Origin of the sequence: Sulfuricaulis sp., from assembly GCF_024653915.1 — a bacterium.
GTDB lineage: Bacteria > Pseudomonadota > Gammaproteobacteria > Acidiferrobacterales > Sulfurifustaceae > Sulfuricaulis.
The window spans coordinates 1-17288 of record NZ_JANLGY010000012.1 but is presented as its reverse complement, the minus strand read 5'-3'; the positions used below and the strand labels follow the sequence as shown (position 1 = coordinate 17288).

General features: G+C 53.1%; 16 protein-coding genes. 12 read left to right on the top strand and 4 right to left on the bottom strand.

Translation table 11 applies throughout. From position 1 onward, the window contains the following. The first annotated feature begins 277 nt into the window (after positions 1-277). From NUV55_RS06265 to NUV55_RS06210, 12 genes are all read left to right on the top strand, one after another. A complete protein-coding gene (locus NUV55_RS06265) occupies positions 278-718 on the top strand; it encodes a pilin (RefSeq protein ID WP_296671326.1) in 441 nt (146 codons plus the stop codon). 114 nt (positions 719-832) lie between these two features. After that, a complete protein-coding gene (locus NUV55_RS06260; protein WP_296671325.1) occupies positions 833-2791 on the top strand; it encodes a hypothetical protein in 1959 nt (652 codons plus the stop codon). A gap of 56 nt (positions 2792-2847) precedes the next feature. Beyond that, positions 2848-4764 carry a hypothetical protein gene (locus tag NUV55_RS06255; protein ID WP_296671323.1) on the top strand — a complete coding sequence of 639 codons (1917 nt, stop codon included), beginning with the start codon at positions 2848-2850 and terminating at the stop codon, positions 4762-4764. Positions 4765-4924: 160 nt separating this feature from the next. Further along, positions 4925-6901 carry a tetratricopeptide repeat protein gene (locus NUV55_RS06250; protein WP_296671321.1) on the top strand — a complete coding sequence of 659 codons (1977 nt, stop codon included), beginning with the start codon at positions 4925-4927 and terminating at the stop codon, positions 6899-6901. A gap of 98 nt (positions 6902-6999) precedes the next feature. After that, the gene (locus tag NUV55_RS06245; RefSeq protein WP_296671320.1) at positions 7000-7878 is read left to right on the top strand and encodes a glycosyltransferase family 2 protein; all 879 of its coding nucleotides are present in this window, start codon (positions 7000-7002) and stop codon (positions 7876-7878) included. Positions 7879-7948: 70 nt separating this feature from the next. Continuing rightward, a complete protein-coding gene (gene rfbF, locus NUV55_RS06240; RefSeq protein ID WP_296671319.1) occupies positions 7949-8713 on the top strand; it encodes a glucose-1-phosphate cytidylyltransferase in 765 nt (254 codons plus the stop codon). Next, positions 8707-9798, top strand: a complete 1092-nt coding sequence (gene rfbG / locus NUV55_RS06235; RefSeq protein ID WP_296671317.1) for a CDP-glucose 4,6-dehydratase — start codon at positions 8707-8709, stop codon at positions 9796-9798. The genes rfbF and rfbG overlap by 7 nt, the downstream gene beginning before the upstream one ends. Further along, positions 9788-11017, top strand: coding sequence for a class I SAM-dependent methyltransferase (locus tag NUV55_RS06230; protein WP_296671316.1), 1230 nt, complete (start codon positions 9788-9790; stop codon positions 11015-11017). Before rfbG ends, NUV55_RS06230 begins: the two co-directional genes overlap by 11 nt. Beyond that, positions 11018-11545: a dTDP-4-dehydrorhamnose 3,5-epimerase gene (gene rfbC, locus NUV55_RS06225; RefSeq protein ID WP_296671314.1), complete on the top strand. Its 528-nt coding sequence runs from the start codon at positions 11018-11020 to the stop codon at positions 11543-11545. It begins immediately after the preceding gene. Beyond that, complete coding sequence (locus tag NUV55_RS06220; protein WP_296671313.1) at positions 11536-12222, top strand: acetyltransferase; 687 nt, start codon at positions 11536-11538, stop codon at positions 12220-12222. The genes rfbC and NUV55_RS06220 overlap by 10 nt, the downstream gene beginning before the upstream one ends. Further along, positions 12215-12934: a cephalosporin hydroxylase family protein gene (locus tag NUV55_RS06215; RefSeq protein WP_296671311.1), complete on the top strand. Its 720-nt coding sequence runs from the start codon at positions 12215-12217 to the stop codon at positions 12932-12934. Before NUV55_RS06220 ends, NUV55_RS06215 begins: the two co-directional genes overlap by 8 nt. 7 nt (positions 12935-12941) lie before the next feature. Next, positions 12942-14066 (top strand): DegT/DnrJ/EryC1/StrS aminotransferase family protein, encoded by a 1125-nt coding sequence (locus NUV55_RS06210; protein ID WP_296671310.1) that lies wholly within the window; start codon positions 12942-12944, stop codon positions 14064-14066. Here the strand turns inward: NUV55_RS06210 and NUV55_RS06205 are convergent. The 4 genes from NUV55_RS06205 to NUV55_RS06190 all read right to left on the bottom strand — a co-directional run. Next, positions 14063-14896: a hypothetical protein gene (locus tag NUV55_RS06205; RefSeq protein ID WP_296671308.1), complete on the bottom strand. Its 834-nt coding sequence runs from the start codon at positions 14894-14896 to the stop codon at positions 14063-14065. The two genes, NUV55_RS06210 and NUV55_RS06205, sit on opposite strands and share 4 nt — an antisense overlap. 125 nt (positions 14897-15021) lie before the next feature. Then, positions 15022-15891 (bottom strand): glycosyltransferase family 2 protein, encoded by an 870-nt coding sequence (locus tag NUV55_RS06200; protein ID WP_296671306.1) that lies wholly within the window; start codon positions 15889-15891, stop codon positions 15022-15024. Between the two features lie 23 nt (positions 15892-15914). Next, positions 15915-17072 (bottom strand): hypothetical protein, encoded by a 1158-nt coding sequence (locus NUV55_RS06195; protein ID WP_296671305.1) that lies wholly within the window; start codon positions 17070-17072, stop codon positions 15915-15917. Positions 17073-17104: 32 nt separating this feature from the next. Continuing rightward, on the bottom strand, positions 17105-17288 hold a 184-nt coding region (locus NUV55_RS06190), incomplete at its 5' end, for a hypothetical protein (protein ID WP_296671303.1).

Genomic DNA, 17288 nt, shown 5'->3' with positions numbered 1-17288 from the left:
AATGGGTCATGATCCGCTAGGCGGGCGTCATGGAATTACCCGCTGGCATGGATCATGCACAATATGTGGGTCTGAAGCTTAGTAGTAATTGGCCGGGTTCTGACTGAATTGACTTCGGAAAAGGCTCTGCTAAGTAAGTACATTGAGGATGTCACGGAAAGCATCGGCCTGGCAAGGAGCCGGGGCCCCATGCTCGCAGACGGGCCCCGTTTAAGGATAAACAGGGCCGGTTATTTCCGGGGCACCCTCGCAACATCATCCAATTGGAGGTTTTTTTATGAAAAAGTTGCAACAGGGTTTTACTCTCATCGAACTGATGATCGTGGTCGCGATCATCGGTATTCTGGCAGCCATCGCGGTGCCGGCGTATCAGGATTATACGATCCGGTCGCGTGTATCGGAGGCCGCTTCGCTCTCGTCTGCCGCCAAGACCGCGGTCGACGTGACCTTCAGCGAAGGTGTACTGTTGGTCTCAATGCCCGTTACGCATTCGAGCATGGGCCTGGCGACAGCCGCCAGTTATGCGAGCAAGTACGTAGCCAGAGTCTCCATGCGGGCGAGCGGCGTGATCGTGGTCAGCATGACCGCCGACAGGGGGCTGGGCACCGCAGCGAGCGATATCATAATGTATGAACCGAGCAATCGTGGCGGTAACCTGTCGTGGTCCGTATCAGCCGCCGGCAGCACAGTACCAACCAAGTATCGTCCGAAAAACTAGATCAGCTGTATAGCAGTTATGGCAAGGGCGGCTTAGGCCGCCCTTGTTTTTTGCTTTACCGCATTCTCTTCGCGGACTATCGTTGTGGTAGGGATCCTCCTACCGGTCTACAGGATGTTGCTGAATTCACCCAAAATCCAGCTGTTATTCTTCTCCGCGCTGATCGCCCTTTCCGCCCTGGTGTTCTTGCCGGGGATATCCGGCCCTTATGTGTTCGATGATTACAGCAACCTGCTGAACAACAGCTTTGTGCAGGTCAAATCGCTGGGCGCCGACGAACTCAAAAATGCCTCCTACTCACTAGCCGCCGGACCGCTGAAACGCCCGGTGGCGATGCTCAGTTTCGCGTTGAACCATTACTTCGCGGGCGGCTTTGAGAAAACAGCGCCGTTCAAGCTGGTTAACATGTTCATCCATGCCTTGAATGGCCTCCTGGTGTTCTGGCTCACACGACTCGTGCTCGCCCGCCTTGGCCACCTCAACGATCGCGCTGGTCAGACCAGCGTCATCGGCGGACGCTACACGCTGCTGCTGGCCGGTGCCGTAGCGCTGCTCTGGGTAATTCACCCCATCCAGCTGACCAGCGTGCTCTATATCGTGCAACGCATGACCTTGCTGTCCGGCTTCTTTGTGCTGCTGGGTCTGATCGGTTACCTGCAAGGCCGGCTGTGGGTCGTTGAAGGCCACCGTCAGGGAATCTGGCTGATTATTCTTGCGCTGCTCGGCGGCGGCATACTGGGCATGCTCAGCAAGGAGAATGCCATTCTGCTGCCGATATTCGTGTTGGCTATCGAGTCTGTGCTATTTCCGAATGAGCGCCCCTGGCAGTCGTGGAACCGGATTCCCAGGTTTGGAAGAAATCTATTAATCTTAAGTGCCGCCGCGATCACTGGCCTGATATTGACGATCGCCTTGCACATGGCCTGGCCTGGCTATTCTATCCGGCAATTCAGCATGATTGAAAGGCTGATGACAGAACCGCGTGTGCTTTTATTCTATGTTTCCCTGATTCTGACGCCCCGCATCGACGAGTTCGGTCTGCTGCATGACGACATCGCTATCTCAAGATCCTTATTGTCGCCCTGGACCACGCTCCCATCCTTATTGGCGCTCGTCGGCATGTTCGGTTACGCGATATATGCGCGCCGGCACCAACCGTTACTGAGCCTCGGCGTATTTTGGTTTCTCTCCGCGCACCTGCTTGAATCTACGATTTTCCCCCTCGAAATCGCGCATGAACACCGCAATTATCTTGCCGTCCTGGGCATCCTGTTCATTCTCGTGCATCTGCTCGATCGCGGAAGCATGCGGCTCGGACACCTCAAACTCTGGAGCCTCATTCCCGTAATGGCCCTGGTCTTCGCGGGCACATCTTATGCCCGCGCTACACAGTGGGGTGATATCAACAGTCTCTACCGCTACGAGGCGATTCATCATCCCGACTCTGCCGGCGCCCAGGCGGGGTTGTCGACCCTGCTGAATACGCAGGGCGATTACAAAGGGGCGGTCGATCTACTGAGACGGGCCAGCGAACTCGATACGCACGAGGCCGCGTTTCTGTTGAGCATGCACTGGATAGCCGCAAAGCGCAGCGAGTCGATCACTCCGGAAGAACGCAAGGAAACGCTTCGGCGCCTGGCAGCCTACCCTGTTTCGCCCACCGCCGGACTCACATTGAACAGCATCAATGAGTGTATTTTTGCCTCCTGCCGCAGCTTGCAGGGAGACATGGCAATCTGGATGAAGGCACTGATTGAAAAAAAACACGCCCCGGTAGAAGCGTCGTTTTACTATTATCTATTAGGCAGGGCCGCCTATGGACAGGGAAATATGCAACAGTCCATCGATGCCTACATTGCCTCGTACCAGAACGACGCCAAGTATCTTCATCCCCTGATAGAACTCTGCGCTATCTATATTCGACTGGGAAAAACAGGGGCTGCGGAAAAAGTACTGGCCTTGTTGCAACAGACAAACAGCAATCATCCTCATCCTCAAGACGAGACGATAAAAAAACTTGAAGAGATGCTGGCTCAAGCCAAGACAAAGAATGCCGCTGACAGCAAGCGATGAATGGATCCCCGCAACGATCTGTATTTCGTGCCGCATGCATTCTATTTATAATCTTTTTGGCCGCTTTAATTGCCTACTACCCCGGCCTGCACGGTCCATTTGTATTTGATGACACCGTAAACATCGTCAATAACCCGCGTCTGGCATTGACACAATTCGAGACGGGGGCCCTGCTTGATGCCGCCCTCTCCAGTGACAGCGGCGCACTCAAGCGCCCGCTGGCGATGGCGACTTTTTCCCTGAATTATTACTTTGCCGGTGGGCTCTCTGACACATTGCCTTTCAAGCTCACCAACCTGGTTATCCACCTGATCAACGCGGGCCTGGTCTACTGGCTGGTATCGCTCCTGTTGTCGACACGGCAAAGAACCCACGGCCCTCAGGCCAAACGCTACCATGCCTGGCTGCCCGGGCTGGTTTCCGCGATCTGGATATTGCACCCGATACACCTGACTTCCGTGCTTTACGTCGTGCAACGCATGACAAGCCTGTCGTCACTGTTTGTACTGACAGGACTGATCGTCTACCTGTACGGCAGATTGCGCGTGAATACCAATCGACCGCACGCCTATACGCTCATGACCACGGGTCTTACAACGGGTCTTGTGCTGGGCCTGGCCTGCAAGGAAAACGCCACTCTGTTGCCTTTGTTTGCCCTGGTCATCGAGTTAAGCTTTTTTAATCGTCATCAGCTTGAGTCCACCAACCGCCAGAAACTGGCATGGTTTTATGGCCTATCGATATTCGTGCTCATCATCGCCGGCATGGCATGGCTCGCTATACAGCCTGACCTTATCGCCACCACTTATTCAGCGCGCGAATTTACGCTTTGGCAAAGGCTGCTGACCGAAACACGCATACTCTGGCTTTACACCGGTTTGTTGTTCCTTCCTGATATCGGGAAATTCGGTCTGTTTCACGATGACATTGCTATCAGTACCGGCTTGATTACTCCGTGGACAACGCTTCCGGCGCTGTTCGGGCTGATCGCGGTCCTGGTCCTGGCGCTAATGAGCCGAACTCGGACACGATATCCAATGTTCAGTTTTGCCGTGCTATGGTTTCTTGTCGGCCATAGCATGGAATCCGGCGTAATCGGGTTGGAGTTGGCACATGAGCACCGCAACTACCTGCCATCGCTCGGTCCCTTGCTGGGAAGCGTTCATGCCATCACATTGGTTTTCAATCAACGGGCCCGGCGGCATGCGGCGGTGGCCATGGTGCTGGTATTGGCTATAGCGTTTGGAACCGTGACGCATCTGCGTTCACAGGCATGGCGTTCGGAAGCGGAACTTATCCAGTCCATGGTTACGCACCACCCCCACTCCGCGCGCTCCCACGGCATGCTCGCGGAGCTCTATGCCAAAAGGAACGGCGACGTCGAAAAATCACTTTCTCATTACCAAATTGCTACAACGCTGGCGCCTTGGGAAACAAGCTATCTCATCCGAATGGCGCTGGTCACAACGCAAGCGATGGCGGAAAATCCGGCCACTGCCCTGAGTACGGCACAAACGGAAACAGTTGGTTATCAGCTGGCGCAGCGACCGCTTACGCCGTCTACCACAGTGGATCTCAGGACGATGGCAATATGCATTCCCAACGAAACCCAATCATGCGCCAGACTCTACCCCCATGCCGTCAGCTGGTATCGGGCCGTCATCGGGAATCGGCATGTCAGCGATAAATTACGTAATGCCGTCATCATCTACCTGTTCGACATTGGCATTTGGCAAAAAGATTATGCCACCGCCCTTGAGGCGGCCAGATCTGGCAGACTGCATTACCCGGCGGACATGAATTTTGCGCTGATGGAGGCAAACACCCATATTCTTTCCGGACGTCCCGATGAAGCACAAGCCATCATTTCATCGGTCAAAAATTCGGTCAGAAAGCAACGGGGAGATTTACCGGAAAAAATCGATGTTCTCCAGTTGATGCTCGAGAAACAGCAAAACAAGCTGGTGAAATAACGCGGCAAAATATGTATTACGATCCTTCATCACGATACACCGGTATCAGGCTTCCAATCATGGACGGCACATGAATACCAGGCTCACACACTTCTACATCCTTCTGGCCATTTCAGCGCTGCTTTTCCTGGCCTACCTGCCGGGGCTGAACGGGCCCTATGTGCTCGATGACGGCGAGAACATATTTCTGAATGACGCCATTGCCCTGAAGGATCTCAGCCCGGCCAACCTCCATAACGCTCTGCGCGCCAACGATAGCGGTCCATTGGGCCGCCCCCTCGCCTCATTGAGTTTCGCGCTTAACCATTATTTTTCCGGTGGCTTTGAGAATACCTTGCCATTCAAGCTCACCAACTTACTGATCCACATCGTCAACACCGTGCTGGTTTATTTTCTCGCCCTTAAATTGTTGCAAAGCCCGGCGCTGCGCGGCACGCCCAGCGGCGGCTACGCTCTGCCCGTCGCGGCGCTCACGTCAGCACTCTGGGCGCTGCACCCCGTTCAGTTGACGAATGTACTCTACGTGGTACAGCGAATGAACAGCCTGTCAGCGCTAGGCGTCCTGATTGGCCTGTTGATCTTCATGCAGGGACGCCGGCTGGTGGATGAGAATCAGCGGCGGGGCATTACCGTGATGACAATTGGGATCATTCTGGGCCTGTTCCTCGGCCTGATCTCGAAGGAAAACGCGGCCCTGCTGCCTTTGTTCGCGCTGTCCATCGAATATGCATTTTATCGGCGCGACAACCTGAATAATCAAATGCGCAGGCGTCTTTACGCCTTCTATCTGTTCATGGTGCTGATACCGGTCGCCATCTTTACGATTTATTTAATCGGCCATCCGGAGTTCATCACAGGTTCTTACGCTTTACGCCACTTCACACCTTATGAGCGCCTGCTGACAGAGACGCGAGTGCTGTGGTTTTATCTGGGCCTGCTCATTTTTCCCACGCCCGCTCGGCTTGGCCTGTTTCATGACGATATCGCCCTCAGTACGAGTCTGTTCGCTCCGCCCACGACGCTGCTCGCGGCCGCTGGCCTGGGAGCGCTTGTGTTGTTCGCTTTGATAAAAACCAGGCGAGGGCCTGTCATAAGTTTCGCTATTTTATGGTTCCTCGCCGGACATGCGCTCGAATCCAGCGTGTTTGGACTTGAACTTGCCTACGAACATCGCAACTACCTGCCAAGCCTGGGATTCTTTTTTCTTGTTTCATCCGCTTTTCTGTCTCTGTTCCAGCAATTGAAATCGGCGACGGCTATCCGCTTATTGCTTCCTCTGGGACTGGTTCTCGTGCTGGCCCTCACGACCTGGAACCGTGCCGCGACATGGAGCGACATCTACACAATCGCTGAAACCAACGCACGCTATCACCCGAAGTCTCCCCGGGCCAATGACTTCGCCTCAAAAGTAAATCTGCTGGAAGCCAATGACATCAATCGCGCGATTGTCTACGCGCTCAGAACCGTTGCCAGCGCCCCGCAAGAACCCGGCTCCCGCATCTATTTGCGGATGCTGCTGGCAACGGCAGAAACCGAAATCAACACATTGCTGACCAAACCGCGGAGGGAGGCTTCGAGTGCACCGAATAATGTCAAGATCAAGGGCTTGCCTGAGGAGATCGGAGTAAAAACAGAAAACCGGACCGTGCACCTGTCCCATGAAACGACTTCAGCGGAAATCATCATGAGGTTGCTTAAAACCGAACCCATTACCGTCCACACAGTGGTTGCAGTGGAGAATCTGCGCCGATGCGTGATCAACACGCGACAAGTCTGCGGTCGCATGCTATCTGACGCTCAGGATTGGGTAACCACTGCCACAAATAATCTCCGTTCATCGAATGGTTACCGCGCGATCATGCTCCGCAATGCCGCCATGCTGAGCGCACACCAGAGTGACTATGACCAGGCGCTGCGTTACATGGAAAAAGCTGCCGAGCTGGATCCTGATATCCTGGCCTATCGACTGGCAATAACAGAATATCTCATCCGGACGGGACGCCTGGGCCAGGCAAAATTAATGCTGGGCACACTGCAGGCAGACGTCGTCCAATTCCCGAGGTTTTCAGCAGAAAACCGGGGCACCTTGGACGCACTTGCCAAAATGCATGCACAGGCCGTGGAACAATCACGCTAACCGATACATCACCATGATCTATAATAAAAAGTGGGGTAGATTAAACCAAATACAATCCACGACGAAAATAACCGGTTAACGTGACAGTTTCCAATTCCATGGAAGACCAGAAAAATCACTCTTCGCTTTCGATTATCATTCCGGCCAAAAATGAGGGGGTTGCGCTGAACGCGATCCTACCTCGGCTGCGTCAGATTCTGCCACGTGCTGAAATTATCGTGGTCAACGATGGTTCGTCGGACGATACGGAAAGTATCTGTCGGGCGCATGATGTCGTGCTGCTGTCACATCCATACAGTGTCGGTAATGGCGCGGCCATTAAATCCGGCGCGCGTATCGCCAAGGGAAAAATTCTTGTCTTCATGGATGCCGATGGACAACATCATCCAGAAGATATCCAAACGCTGACGGCTCAGTTGGAGAAAGGATATGACATGGCGGTTGGCGCCAGGAGCAGACAGTCACAAGCAACCATCGGGCGCTCAATCGCCAATACGATTTATAATCTGCTTGCAAGCTGGATGGTGGGCAGAAAGATCGATGATTTGACTTCCGGATTCCGTGCAGTGGATGCCGAAATATTTCGTGATTTTCTGTATTTACTGCCAAACGGATTTTCTTACCCGACCACGATCACGATGTCGTTCTTTCGCGCCGGATACAGGGTGTCCTATGTCCCCATCCACGCATCGCCGCGACACGGCAAGAGCCATATCAGGATTGTACTGGATGGGCTGCGTTTTCTGACAATTATCTTCAAGATCGGCACTTTGTATTCTCCCTTGAAACTTTTTTTGCCGATCAGTCTCGGGTTTTTCATGCTCGGGCTCGGTTACTATGCCTATACTTTTTTGTCTTTCGGGCGGTTTACCAACATGAGCGGATTGTTGTTCACCACCTCACTGCTGATCTTTCTGATCGGATTGGTATCTGAGCAGATCACAATGCTACTTTATCGTGGCACAGGAAAGAAATAGATGGTTCGTGAGCACGTATCACCAGACCGTTGCCGGCACCGGTCCACTTAACCATAACGAGAATATTCCCATGAAAGTTGTAATACTCGCCGGCGGCTACGGAACCCGCCTCTCCGAAGAAACCGAAGTTCTGCCAAAGCCGATGATCGAAATCGGCGGTCGGCCTTTAATCTGGCATCTAATGAAGATATTTTCCAGTCAGGGATTCAATGAGTTTATTGTCGCTTTGGGTTACAAGGGCCAGGCCATCAAGCGCTACTTTCTGCAATACCCGCAAATCGAAACAAACTTGCAGATCGATCTATCTACCGCCACCATCTCAACGGCCGGACATACCGACGAAAACTGGAAGATCGATCTTGTCGATACCGGACACGACACCATGACAGGAGGCCGCCTCAAGCGGCTGCGTGACATGCTCGATGACACATTCTTTTTCACTTATGGTGATGGCCTGGCCAATGTCGACTTGCGGCGGCTGCTCGAGCTTCATCGTTCGCATGGAAAGCTGGCGACCGTTACCGCCGTGAAACCCCCCTCTCGCTTTGGCCTGATACAGATTGAGGAAGACAAAGTTTCCTCATTCAACGAAAAACCTCGTAATCCCGTTGACTGGATCAATGGTGGATACTTCGTGCTTGAACCGGGAGCTATCGATTACATTGACGGTGATACCACGTCATGGGAGCGGGATCCCTGTCAGCGCCTCGCGCGCAATGGGGAACTCTTTGCTTACCGCCATGAAGACTACTGGCAATGTGTCGATACGTTGCATGAATTGCGCTTGCTGCGGGAAACCTGGAACAGCGGTAAAGCGCCCTGGAAAACATGGTAATTTCCCCTGCCTTTTGGAAAAACAAGAAAGTCTTTCTCACCGGCCATACCGGCTTCAAGGGAAGCTGGCTGTCCTTGTGGCTACAGAAGCTTGGGGCAGAGCTAACCGGTTACTCTCTGCCACCGCCTACGAATCCGAGCCTGTACGAGCTTGCCTGGGCAGGCAAACACATGCGCAGCATTGAGGCGGACGTTCGCGACGCAGACCGGCTGGGCAAATCGATTTCGACATGTCAGCCCGATATCGTTATACACCTGGCGGCGCAATCGTTGGTATTGCCGTCGTACGCCGACCCTTTGACGACCTACGCAACCAACATCATGGGAACAGTGAACCTGCTTGAGGCCACGCGCCACTGCGGGTCTGTGCGGGTAGTTATTAACGTCACCAGCGACAAGTGCTATGAGAATCACGGCGGGAACCGTGGTTTCAGTGAATCCGATCCAATGGGTGGTTTCGATCCTTACTCGAGCAGCAAGGGCTGCGCGGAACTCGTTACCTCCGCCTACCGTCACTCCTTTTATAGTGATGCTGGCCATGGGAATAAACCGGTAGCTACAGCAACAGCGCGCGCGGGCAACGTAATCGGCGGGGGTGACTGGTCACCCTATCGACTCATTCCCGATATCATGCAGGCCTTTATTGCCCATCGCACTGCTGTTATCCGCAACCCTGAAGCTACCCGCCCATGGCAGCATGTGCTGGAACCGCTTGGCGGCTACCTTCGCCTGGCAGAATGCATGTGGCAGGATACTACCGGGTATTCCGAGGCATGGAACTTCGGGCCGGACGAGAAAGATACGCGCGCCGTATCGTGGATTGCGGATGAGCTGGTGCGCCTCTGGGGAGGAGAAGCACGGTGGGAAACGGACTCGAACAGCCACCCCAAAGAAGCCACTTCTTTGCGCCTGGACTGCTCCAAGGCCAAGTCGAGGTTGGGTTGGGCCCCAAGACTGGATCTGCTAACGGCGCTGACGTGGACAGTGGAATGGTTCAAATCCTATGACTCCGGTTCCGACATGCGGCTAGTGACTGAAAAACAGATCGACCGCTGCCAAAACATGGATTCTCACTGTGACCAGTAAATGCAGGTTCTGTGCTCACCCGTTGACCCGCACGTTCGTGGATCTCGGCATGAGTCCACTATCTAATCGTTACCTGACCGCGGAACAACTGAACCAGATGGAACCGCTCTATCCCCTCCATGCCTATGTGTGCGACAGGTGTTTTCTAGTCCAGTTGGATGAATTCGAGACGCCGGAACGCATCTTCGAAGACTATGCCTATTTTTCTTCCTACTCTGATAGCTGGCTGGAACACGCACGCCAATATGCCAATCAGATCGAACAACGATTGCACCTGGATGCTTCGTCGCAGGTAATCGAGATTGCCAGTAACGACGGGTATCTGCTGAATTTCTTCCAGAAAAAAGACATCCCGGTGCTGGGCATCGAGCCAGCAACCAACGTCGCAAAAACCGCGGAACACAAAGGCATACGCACACTCAACCGGTTTTTCGGAACAAAACTGGCAACGGAACTTGTCGGCCAATCCATCCGCGCCAACCTGCTGATAGCAAATAATGTTCTGGCACACGTGCCCGATCTGAATGATTTCGTATGTGGTATGAAACAGCTTCTGGCTCCGCGTGGCACAATCACGATTGAGGTCCCGCACCTGGCCCGACTCATCGAACAGAATCAATTCGATACGATTTACCATGAACATTTCTCGTACTTTTCCTTTCTGACCGCCCGGCAAGTCCTACAACACCACCAGTTAACAGTTTTCGATGTTGAGGAACTTGATACCCACGGCGGCTCCCTGCGTCTGTACGCCAAACACGCCGAGGATCAGACAAAAGAAATATCTGATCGCGTCGAGAAAATGAAAGCGTGGGAAATTGCGAGATCGTATGACCAGTTGAGTCCTTACCTGGCCTTTGGTGAAAGAGTATGTGATGTCAAACGCAAATTGCTGAGTTTCCTAATTTCCGCCAAACAGCAAGGCAAACGTGTGGTGGGCTATGGTGCCCCGGCAAAAGGCAACACCCTGTTAAACTACTGTGGCATCAGAACCGACTTTCTGGATTTCACTGTAGACAGGAGCCCGCACAAACAAGGTCGTTTCTTGCCAGGCACGCATATACCGATTTACTCCCCGGAAAGGATTGATGAAATAAAACCTGATTACTTGTTGATCCTGCCGTGGAATCTCCGCGAGGAAATCATGCAACAAATGTCACGCATACGTAATTGGGGAGGTAAATTCGTCGTCCCGATTCCCGAATCAAGGGTGCTCTGAATGATCTTCGTGGAAACCAGGCTCCGTGGAGCCTACATTATTGAACTGGAACCCCATGTGGACGAACGAGGTTTCTTTGCGCGGACATTTTGCCGGGAAGAATTCATCGCACATGGCCTTAACCCTGATTTCGCTCAATGCGATATTTCCTTTAACAAAAAACAGGGTACTCTGCGAGGCCTGCATTACCAGACAGAACCTTTCGAGGAGGTAAAACTGGTGCGATGCAGCCGAGGCGCAATCTATGATGTGGTTATCGATTTGCGCCCTGAATCTCCTACGCACCGCCAATGGATGTCTGTGGAACTAACCCAGGAAAACCATAAAGCGGTTTATATCCCAGAGGGCTTTGCCCACGGTTTCCAAACACTGCATGACAATTCCGAGGTTCTCTATCAAATGTCCGAGCCCTATCATCCCGATCATTCACACGGCATCCGATGGGACGATCCAGCACTGGGGATCACCTGGCCACCAGCGTCGCAACGTATCATTTCTGCGAAGGATCTCGCCTATCCATGGCTCTGACGAATCTTTTCAAAAAAAGAATTGTAATATGGGGTGCCAGTGGTCATGCCAAGGTGCTTCACGAATTCCTCGGAAAACTGGGATACGAGATCATTGCGGCGTTCGATAATGATACGAATGCAGTGTCTCCAATCCCAAATGTTCCGCTTTACCACGGTACGGACGGATTCCAGCGCTGGAAGCAACAGCAAAGTCGCCCGGACAAAGTAAGATGTCTGGTGGCCATCGGTGGATGGCATGGGTACACCCGACTGGAAATTCAACGATACCTGCAATCCCAGGGGCTAATACCCGCGATAGCGGCACATCCTGCGTCCTACGTCGCTGATACCGCGACTTGCGGTCCGGGCTCCCAGATTCTGGCCGGATCAGTTATTGGCGTTGACGTGCAGATGGGCGATGCCTGTATCGTCAACACATCAGCCAGCGTAGATCATGAATGCCGACTGGGTGATGGAGTACATCTCGCCCCGGGGGCTACAATTGCAGGCTGTGTACACATCGGCAACTTTTCCTTCATCGGCGCCGGAACAGTGGTCTTACCACGAGTCCGAATCGGCAATCACTGCATAATTGGCGCCGGTTCTACCGTAACGCGCGACATTCCCGACGGGGTTGTCGCCTATGGAAATCCCGCGAAGGTAGTGCGGGTCAATTCGGAGCAACACAATGATTGAAGGCGAAAAAGAAGAAATTGAAAAAATGGGCCAGGACACTAACCTGCAATCACTCTCGCGAACGCTATTCGTCGAGAGTTGCAAACACCGTTACTCATATCATTTTTCCTGGCTCGGTCGTCCGATAATCCAGTATCCGGAGGATATCATTGCCATACAGGAGATTATCTGGAATACCAAACCCGACCTGATCGTCGAAACAGGCGTAGCCCACGGTGGCTCCATCATCTTCCATGCCTCAATGCTGGAGCTCCTGGGTGGTAATGGTATCGTGGTTGGCATAGACATCGATATACGAAAACACAACCGAAACGAACTCGAAAAGCACCCTCTTTCCAAACGCGTCACGTTGATTGAAGGGTCGTCCATTGATACATCCGTTGTCAGTCAGGTTCGCCAGCTGGCGCAGGGACGAAAACGCATCATGGTATTGCTGGACTCAAACCATACACACGAACATGTGCTGCAAGAGCTCAAGCTATATTCCCCTCTTGTCGCTTCCGGTAATTATCTGATTGTTCTCGATACGGTAATCGAAGACCTCCCCAAATCCCTCTTCCCCGACAGGCCGTGGGACAGGAATGACAACCCCAAAACGGCGGTACATGAATTTTTAAAGCTGAGCGACCGTTTTATTATCGACAAAGAGATACAAAATAAATTATTGCTTTCAGTTGCCCCAGACGGTTATCTCAAGTGCATCAAGGACTGAACCGGTCGTGAAACACATACCCGTCTCTGGCCCCTGGATAACGCAGAAAGAAATCGATTACGTCACGGAAGCTGTGACGACAGCATGGTATGAAAACGCCAACGTCTATCACGCGCGTTTCGAGCGGGATTTTGCCCGCTATCATGACGTACGCCACGCCGTGGCGTTGCCATCGTGCACCTCCGCCATCCACCTGGCCCTGCTCGCGCTGGGCATTGGCCCCGGCGACGAAGTGATCGTGCCGGACATCACCTGGATTGCCAGCGCCGCCCCGATAACCTACGTCGGCGCGACTCCTGTCTTCGCGGACATCGAACGCGACTCGTGGTGCCTGTCCGCCGCGTCTCTGAACGCCGCCATCACCCACCGCACAAAGGCGGTCATTCCGGTGGACCTGTACGGCAGCATGCCGGACTACGACGCCATCCGCACCATCGCCGACAAGCATGGAATTGCCATCATCGAAGACGCCGCCGAAGCGATCGGCTCACGGTACAAGAACAAGCCCGCGGGCGCGCTCGGGGACATCGGGGTTTTCAGTTTTCACGGTTCCAAAACCCTGACCACCGGTGAAGGTGGCATGCTGATCACCAACAACGGACAAATCGCGGAAAAAGTGCTGTTCCAGCGTGACCATGGCCGTCCACCGGGCGACCGCATGTTCTACAACACGCAGATCGCCCAGAAATACAAGATGAGCAGCATGCAGGCGGCGCTGGGCATCGCGCAACTAGAGCGCCTCGGGCAACTCGTGGCTCGAAAACGTGAAATCTTCAAATGGTATGAGGAAGAATTGCGCGGACTGAAGGGGATTACCCTGAATTACGAAGGACCGGATTTCACCAACAGCTACTGGATGACAACGGTAGTTATCGACCCCGAATACGGTCTGGACAAGCAACAACTCATGGAAAAGATGATGCCGCACGGCATTCATTGCCGGCCGTTTTTCCACCCCCTGAGTTCCCTGCCTGCGTATGCCGCTGTGCCAGGCATTCGCGAAGCCCGGGAACGCAATCGGGTGAGCTACGAAATCAGCCCCTATGCCGTCAATTTACCCTCGGCGCTGAATTTAACGCCGGAAGACGTGCAATACGTGGTCAAATATTTCAGGCAGATATTATCGGTCTAGCGTCGGCGCGAGAAAATCGGCCGAGAGGCAAACCAGACTGCCGTATCGGCACACAACATGATAAGCCGGAAACCGCTGATCAGCACCGCTGTCGTCGCCAGGGGCAGCGAATCGGAAATCAGGTTCGCAAGCACCGCCTCAAAAACACCAACCCCCTGCGGAGCAAACACCGCCAAAAAGCCCAAACCCCACGCCAACAGATAGGCTCCGCCGATCTGCAACCATGAAACCGATAATGCCCAACCGGGAAAGGCATGCAAATACAACAAGAAGGCCGCTACGGCGAATGCCCAAAAGAATCCAACGGCCACGATACATCCGGTATAAATTGCAAATGAGATTTTTTCACTGCCCGACACCACCCATCGATTGACAATGAAACGCGACATCACCAAGCCGATCAACCCGGCAAAAAAACCGATCGCGCCGATAATGCCCCACCCATCCCCATAAAAATACCAGACGCTCGCGCCGCCCAGAGCAAGCGTGATGGACACGGCAAGACTGTTTTCCAGAAACACGAAGCCGGCGATTCGCCGGGGAGATAAACCTCGGTCAGAAAAGTCAGCAACACGGCCGACGGTATGCCAGACGCCACCGGGGATATATCGGGCGATGATGTTGCGCGCATGAATCCTGAATGCTGTTTCGTAGCTGATAACCTGATGCTGGCGACTCAGGCTCAGTGCACTGAGAAACGGTGAGACCAGATGAGCGCCAATCCAGAAAAACACAGAGGCAACCAGGTAAATACCATTTGTTTGACTGAGCACTTCGCCAAGTGACGCGTGCAAACTCCATGCGAGATACACGAGAAAACCCAACGCCACTGGCAGGATCCCAAGCCTGGTCGCGCGCAGAACAGATCGCCACTCGGGGGACCGCCAGAAATCAAAAATTGATTTTAGTTGCACAAACAGCTTTCCAGTTACCTGAAACGATGAATCGGATGAGGTCAGGCGCTACGCCCACGGCGACCGATCACATATTTAACAGGAAGAGACGGCACCAATATTCCAACAATCCCCAGCTTCTCGAACCATGGAACGCGTGCGCGCAATGCCACCTTGATAAGCTCGAGCGGCAACCGTACCACGGGGAAGAACCGGTCGATCAGCGAATGCGACAGTCTGTACTGAGAGCTGCGGTAGCGTTTCATGCGATCACGATAACTTTCGTCATCTCGAAACTCGCGCCTGGACCATGAAGCCGAAGATGCATGAATAAAATGACCCATCAGGGCAAGCTCTGAAAGCATCAGAAGATCTGTACCGATACATGCCTGAAAGCGCGCCTGCCGCAAGGCGTCGATTCGCATTACACCCAGAATTGGATGCATATTCCCCCAGAATACCGAAAAGAAGCGCGCGATGGGATCCATTCCGCGCGTGTCTGTCCATCCTGAAGCTCTGGCCATTTGCCTGCCTGCGGCGTCAATCCATGTGCAGGAGCCAAACGCAATAACGCCATCGGGATTTTTCTCAAGAATACTTGCACATTCCGATATTAAATTTGGCGACCACAGATCATGTCCTGCAGCCCACATGAAGTATCGGCCCTGCGCCAGCTCAACAACCTTCCTGAAATTCGCCGTCGCGCCCTGATTGCTTTCGAATCGGTGATACCGAATCCGATGGTCACGATTGCAGTATTTACGGCAAATTGCCTCGGTCTTATCCGTTGAGGCGTTATCGGAGATGATGATTTCGAGATTTCGGTAATCCTGGGACAGCAACGACTGGAGCGATTCTTCGAGAAATCTATCCTCGTTGTAAACCGGAATACCGATGCTTACTAACGGCGGGGACGGAACTTCCTCATTCATTCCTGCACCCGGTCATGTGGTAATTATTCATTGTTCGTTACCGTCAATTTTTGTGCGGCATATCGTTGCCGTACTCTCTGCGGCCCAAATCGTTTCGGATCACCAATATCAATCATTCCAAACTGTGGAAATACTGCGATATCGCGGGCATCAACAGTGCGGGCGTTAGCGGGCTTCCAACCATTACTTGCCGCAATTTTATCTGTCGCAAATCGCCATAATCCACCATCGGCCACGAGAAAGTAATAGGCTGACTTGTCATCAGGCACGACTCGCACCAACCCCAAAGGAGGTTCTTTCACATATTTCCCGATCGCCGGAGCAAGCACGCTGGCGATGAGTCGGTACCCGTTTTCCATAGGATGGCCATTCGTTTGCGAGGGATATAATCCGGGATAGGAAAATGCGGCTTTTTGCAAGGGTTCAACCAAGTCGACGTATACCGCATTCGGTAACAGCTTGAACGATTGGGCCAATCGGTTGATATTTTCCCGTTCAAGCTCAACAAGTTTCTTATAGTCTGCGCTGGCGGTTATTCCCTCACGGTGGACTCGCTGCGCATACACCAATTCTTTCGTTGGGATGATGGTCAAGACAATGTGGATACCGGCCTCGCTGGCACTTCTTGCTATCAACTGCGCAACCTTCTCCATGATCTGATAACCGGCACGCACGGTGGCATGCGCGGTGTCGTTGGACACTAACCGTAAACTTGGCGTGAAGGTAATGGTCTGACCGTCCTTGAAATGTGCTCGCCACTGCTCCGTGAGGGGGACTGGAAAACCGGGATATCGCGGCTTGTCAGATAAATCCAGGCTTGGATCCGGGCGGAGCGGGGCCCAATGCTCGACAGAATAGGCGAGAGTCACCGATTCATCGGGGTCGTTACCGCTATAAAAGGCGATGACAATCACGCGTGGCCTGAAAAATGTGGCATGAGTATACATATTAAGATACTGGACAGCGCCCCAGCCGCCCGATGCCATGCTGTACACCACGGATCGTTTGACTTTAAGCAGCCTCTCAAGCTGGCTTGGCCAATTTTCCGCAATACCGACATTATTTCCATATGTTTGGCTGTCACCGATTGTAACGACATCAGCAACATTTGGAATATTCATATTTCGGAATCCGAGCAGATCATGAGGTCCTAGAATTTCAAGAGAGAAATCGACAAGCATCGGCCTTCCGCGAATGTTGGTGTAAGGGTCTTTCAAATGATAAGACTTGCTTTCAATATCTTCCTTCCGAAACACATTTTCGAAGAACGGGGCACCTCTTTACTAACGCGAACGCTCTGCAAGTCCACCGGGATACCCAGAAGTTGGGGCGCAAACCAGCGAATCAAGCCGATGGCAACCGTCAGCGTGATGACCACCACGCCAATTGACAATACC

Bases quoted from the DNA above. Each gene is read 5' to 3' on its own strand.
- NUV55_RS06265 (WP_296671326.1), top strand. From the start codon at position 278: ATGAAAAAGTTGCAACAGGGTTTTACTCTCATCGAACTGATGATCGTG.
- NUV55_RS06260 (WP_296671325.1), top strand. From the start codon at position 833: ATGTTGCTGAATTCACCCAAAATCCAGCTGTTATTCTTCTCCGCGCTG.
- NUV55_RS06245 (WP_296671320.1), top strand. From the start codon at position 7,000: ATGGAAGACCAGAAAAATCACTCTTCGCTTTCGATTATCATTCCGGCC.
- rfbF (WP_296671319.1), top strand. From the start codon at position 7,949: ATGAAAGTTGTAATACTCGCCGGCGGCTACGGAACCCGCCTCTCCGAA.
- rfbG (WP_296671317.1), top strand. From the start codon at position 8,707: ATGGTAATTTCCCCTGCCTTTTGGAAAAACAAGAAAGTCTTTCTCACC.
- rfbC (WP_296671314.1), top strand. From the start codon at position 11,018: ATGATCTTCGTGGAAACCAGGCTCCGTGGAGCCTACATTATTGAACTG.
- NUV55_RS06220 (WP_296671313.1), top strand. From the start codon at position 11,536: ATGGCTCTGACGAATCTTTTCAAAAAAAGAATTGTAATATGGGGTGCC.
- NUV55_RS06215 (WP_296671311.1), top strand. From the start codon at position 12,215: ATGATTGAAGGCGAAAAAGAAGAAATTGAAAAAATGGGCCAGGACACT.
- NUV55_RS06200 (WP_296671306.1), bottom strand. From the start codon at position 15,891: ATGAATGAGGAAGTTCCGTCCCCGCCGTTAGTAAGCATCGGTATTCCG.
- NUV55_RS06195 (WP_296671305.1), bottom strand. From the start codon at position 17,072: ATGCTTGTCGATTTCTCTCTTGAAATTCTAGGACCTCATGATCTGCTC.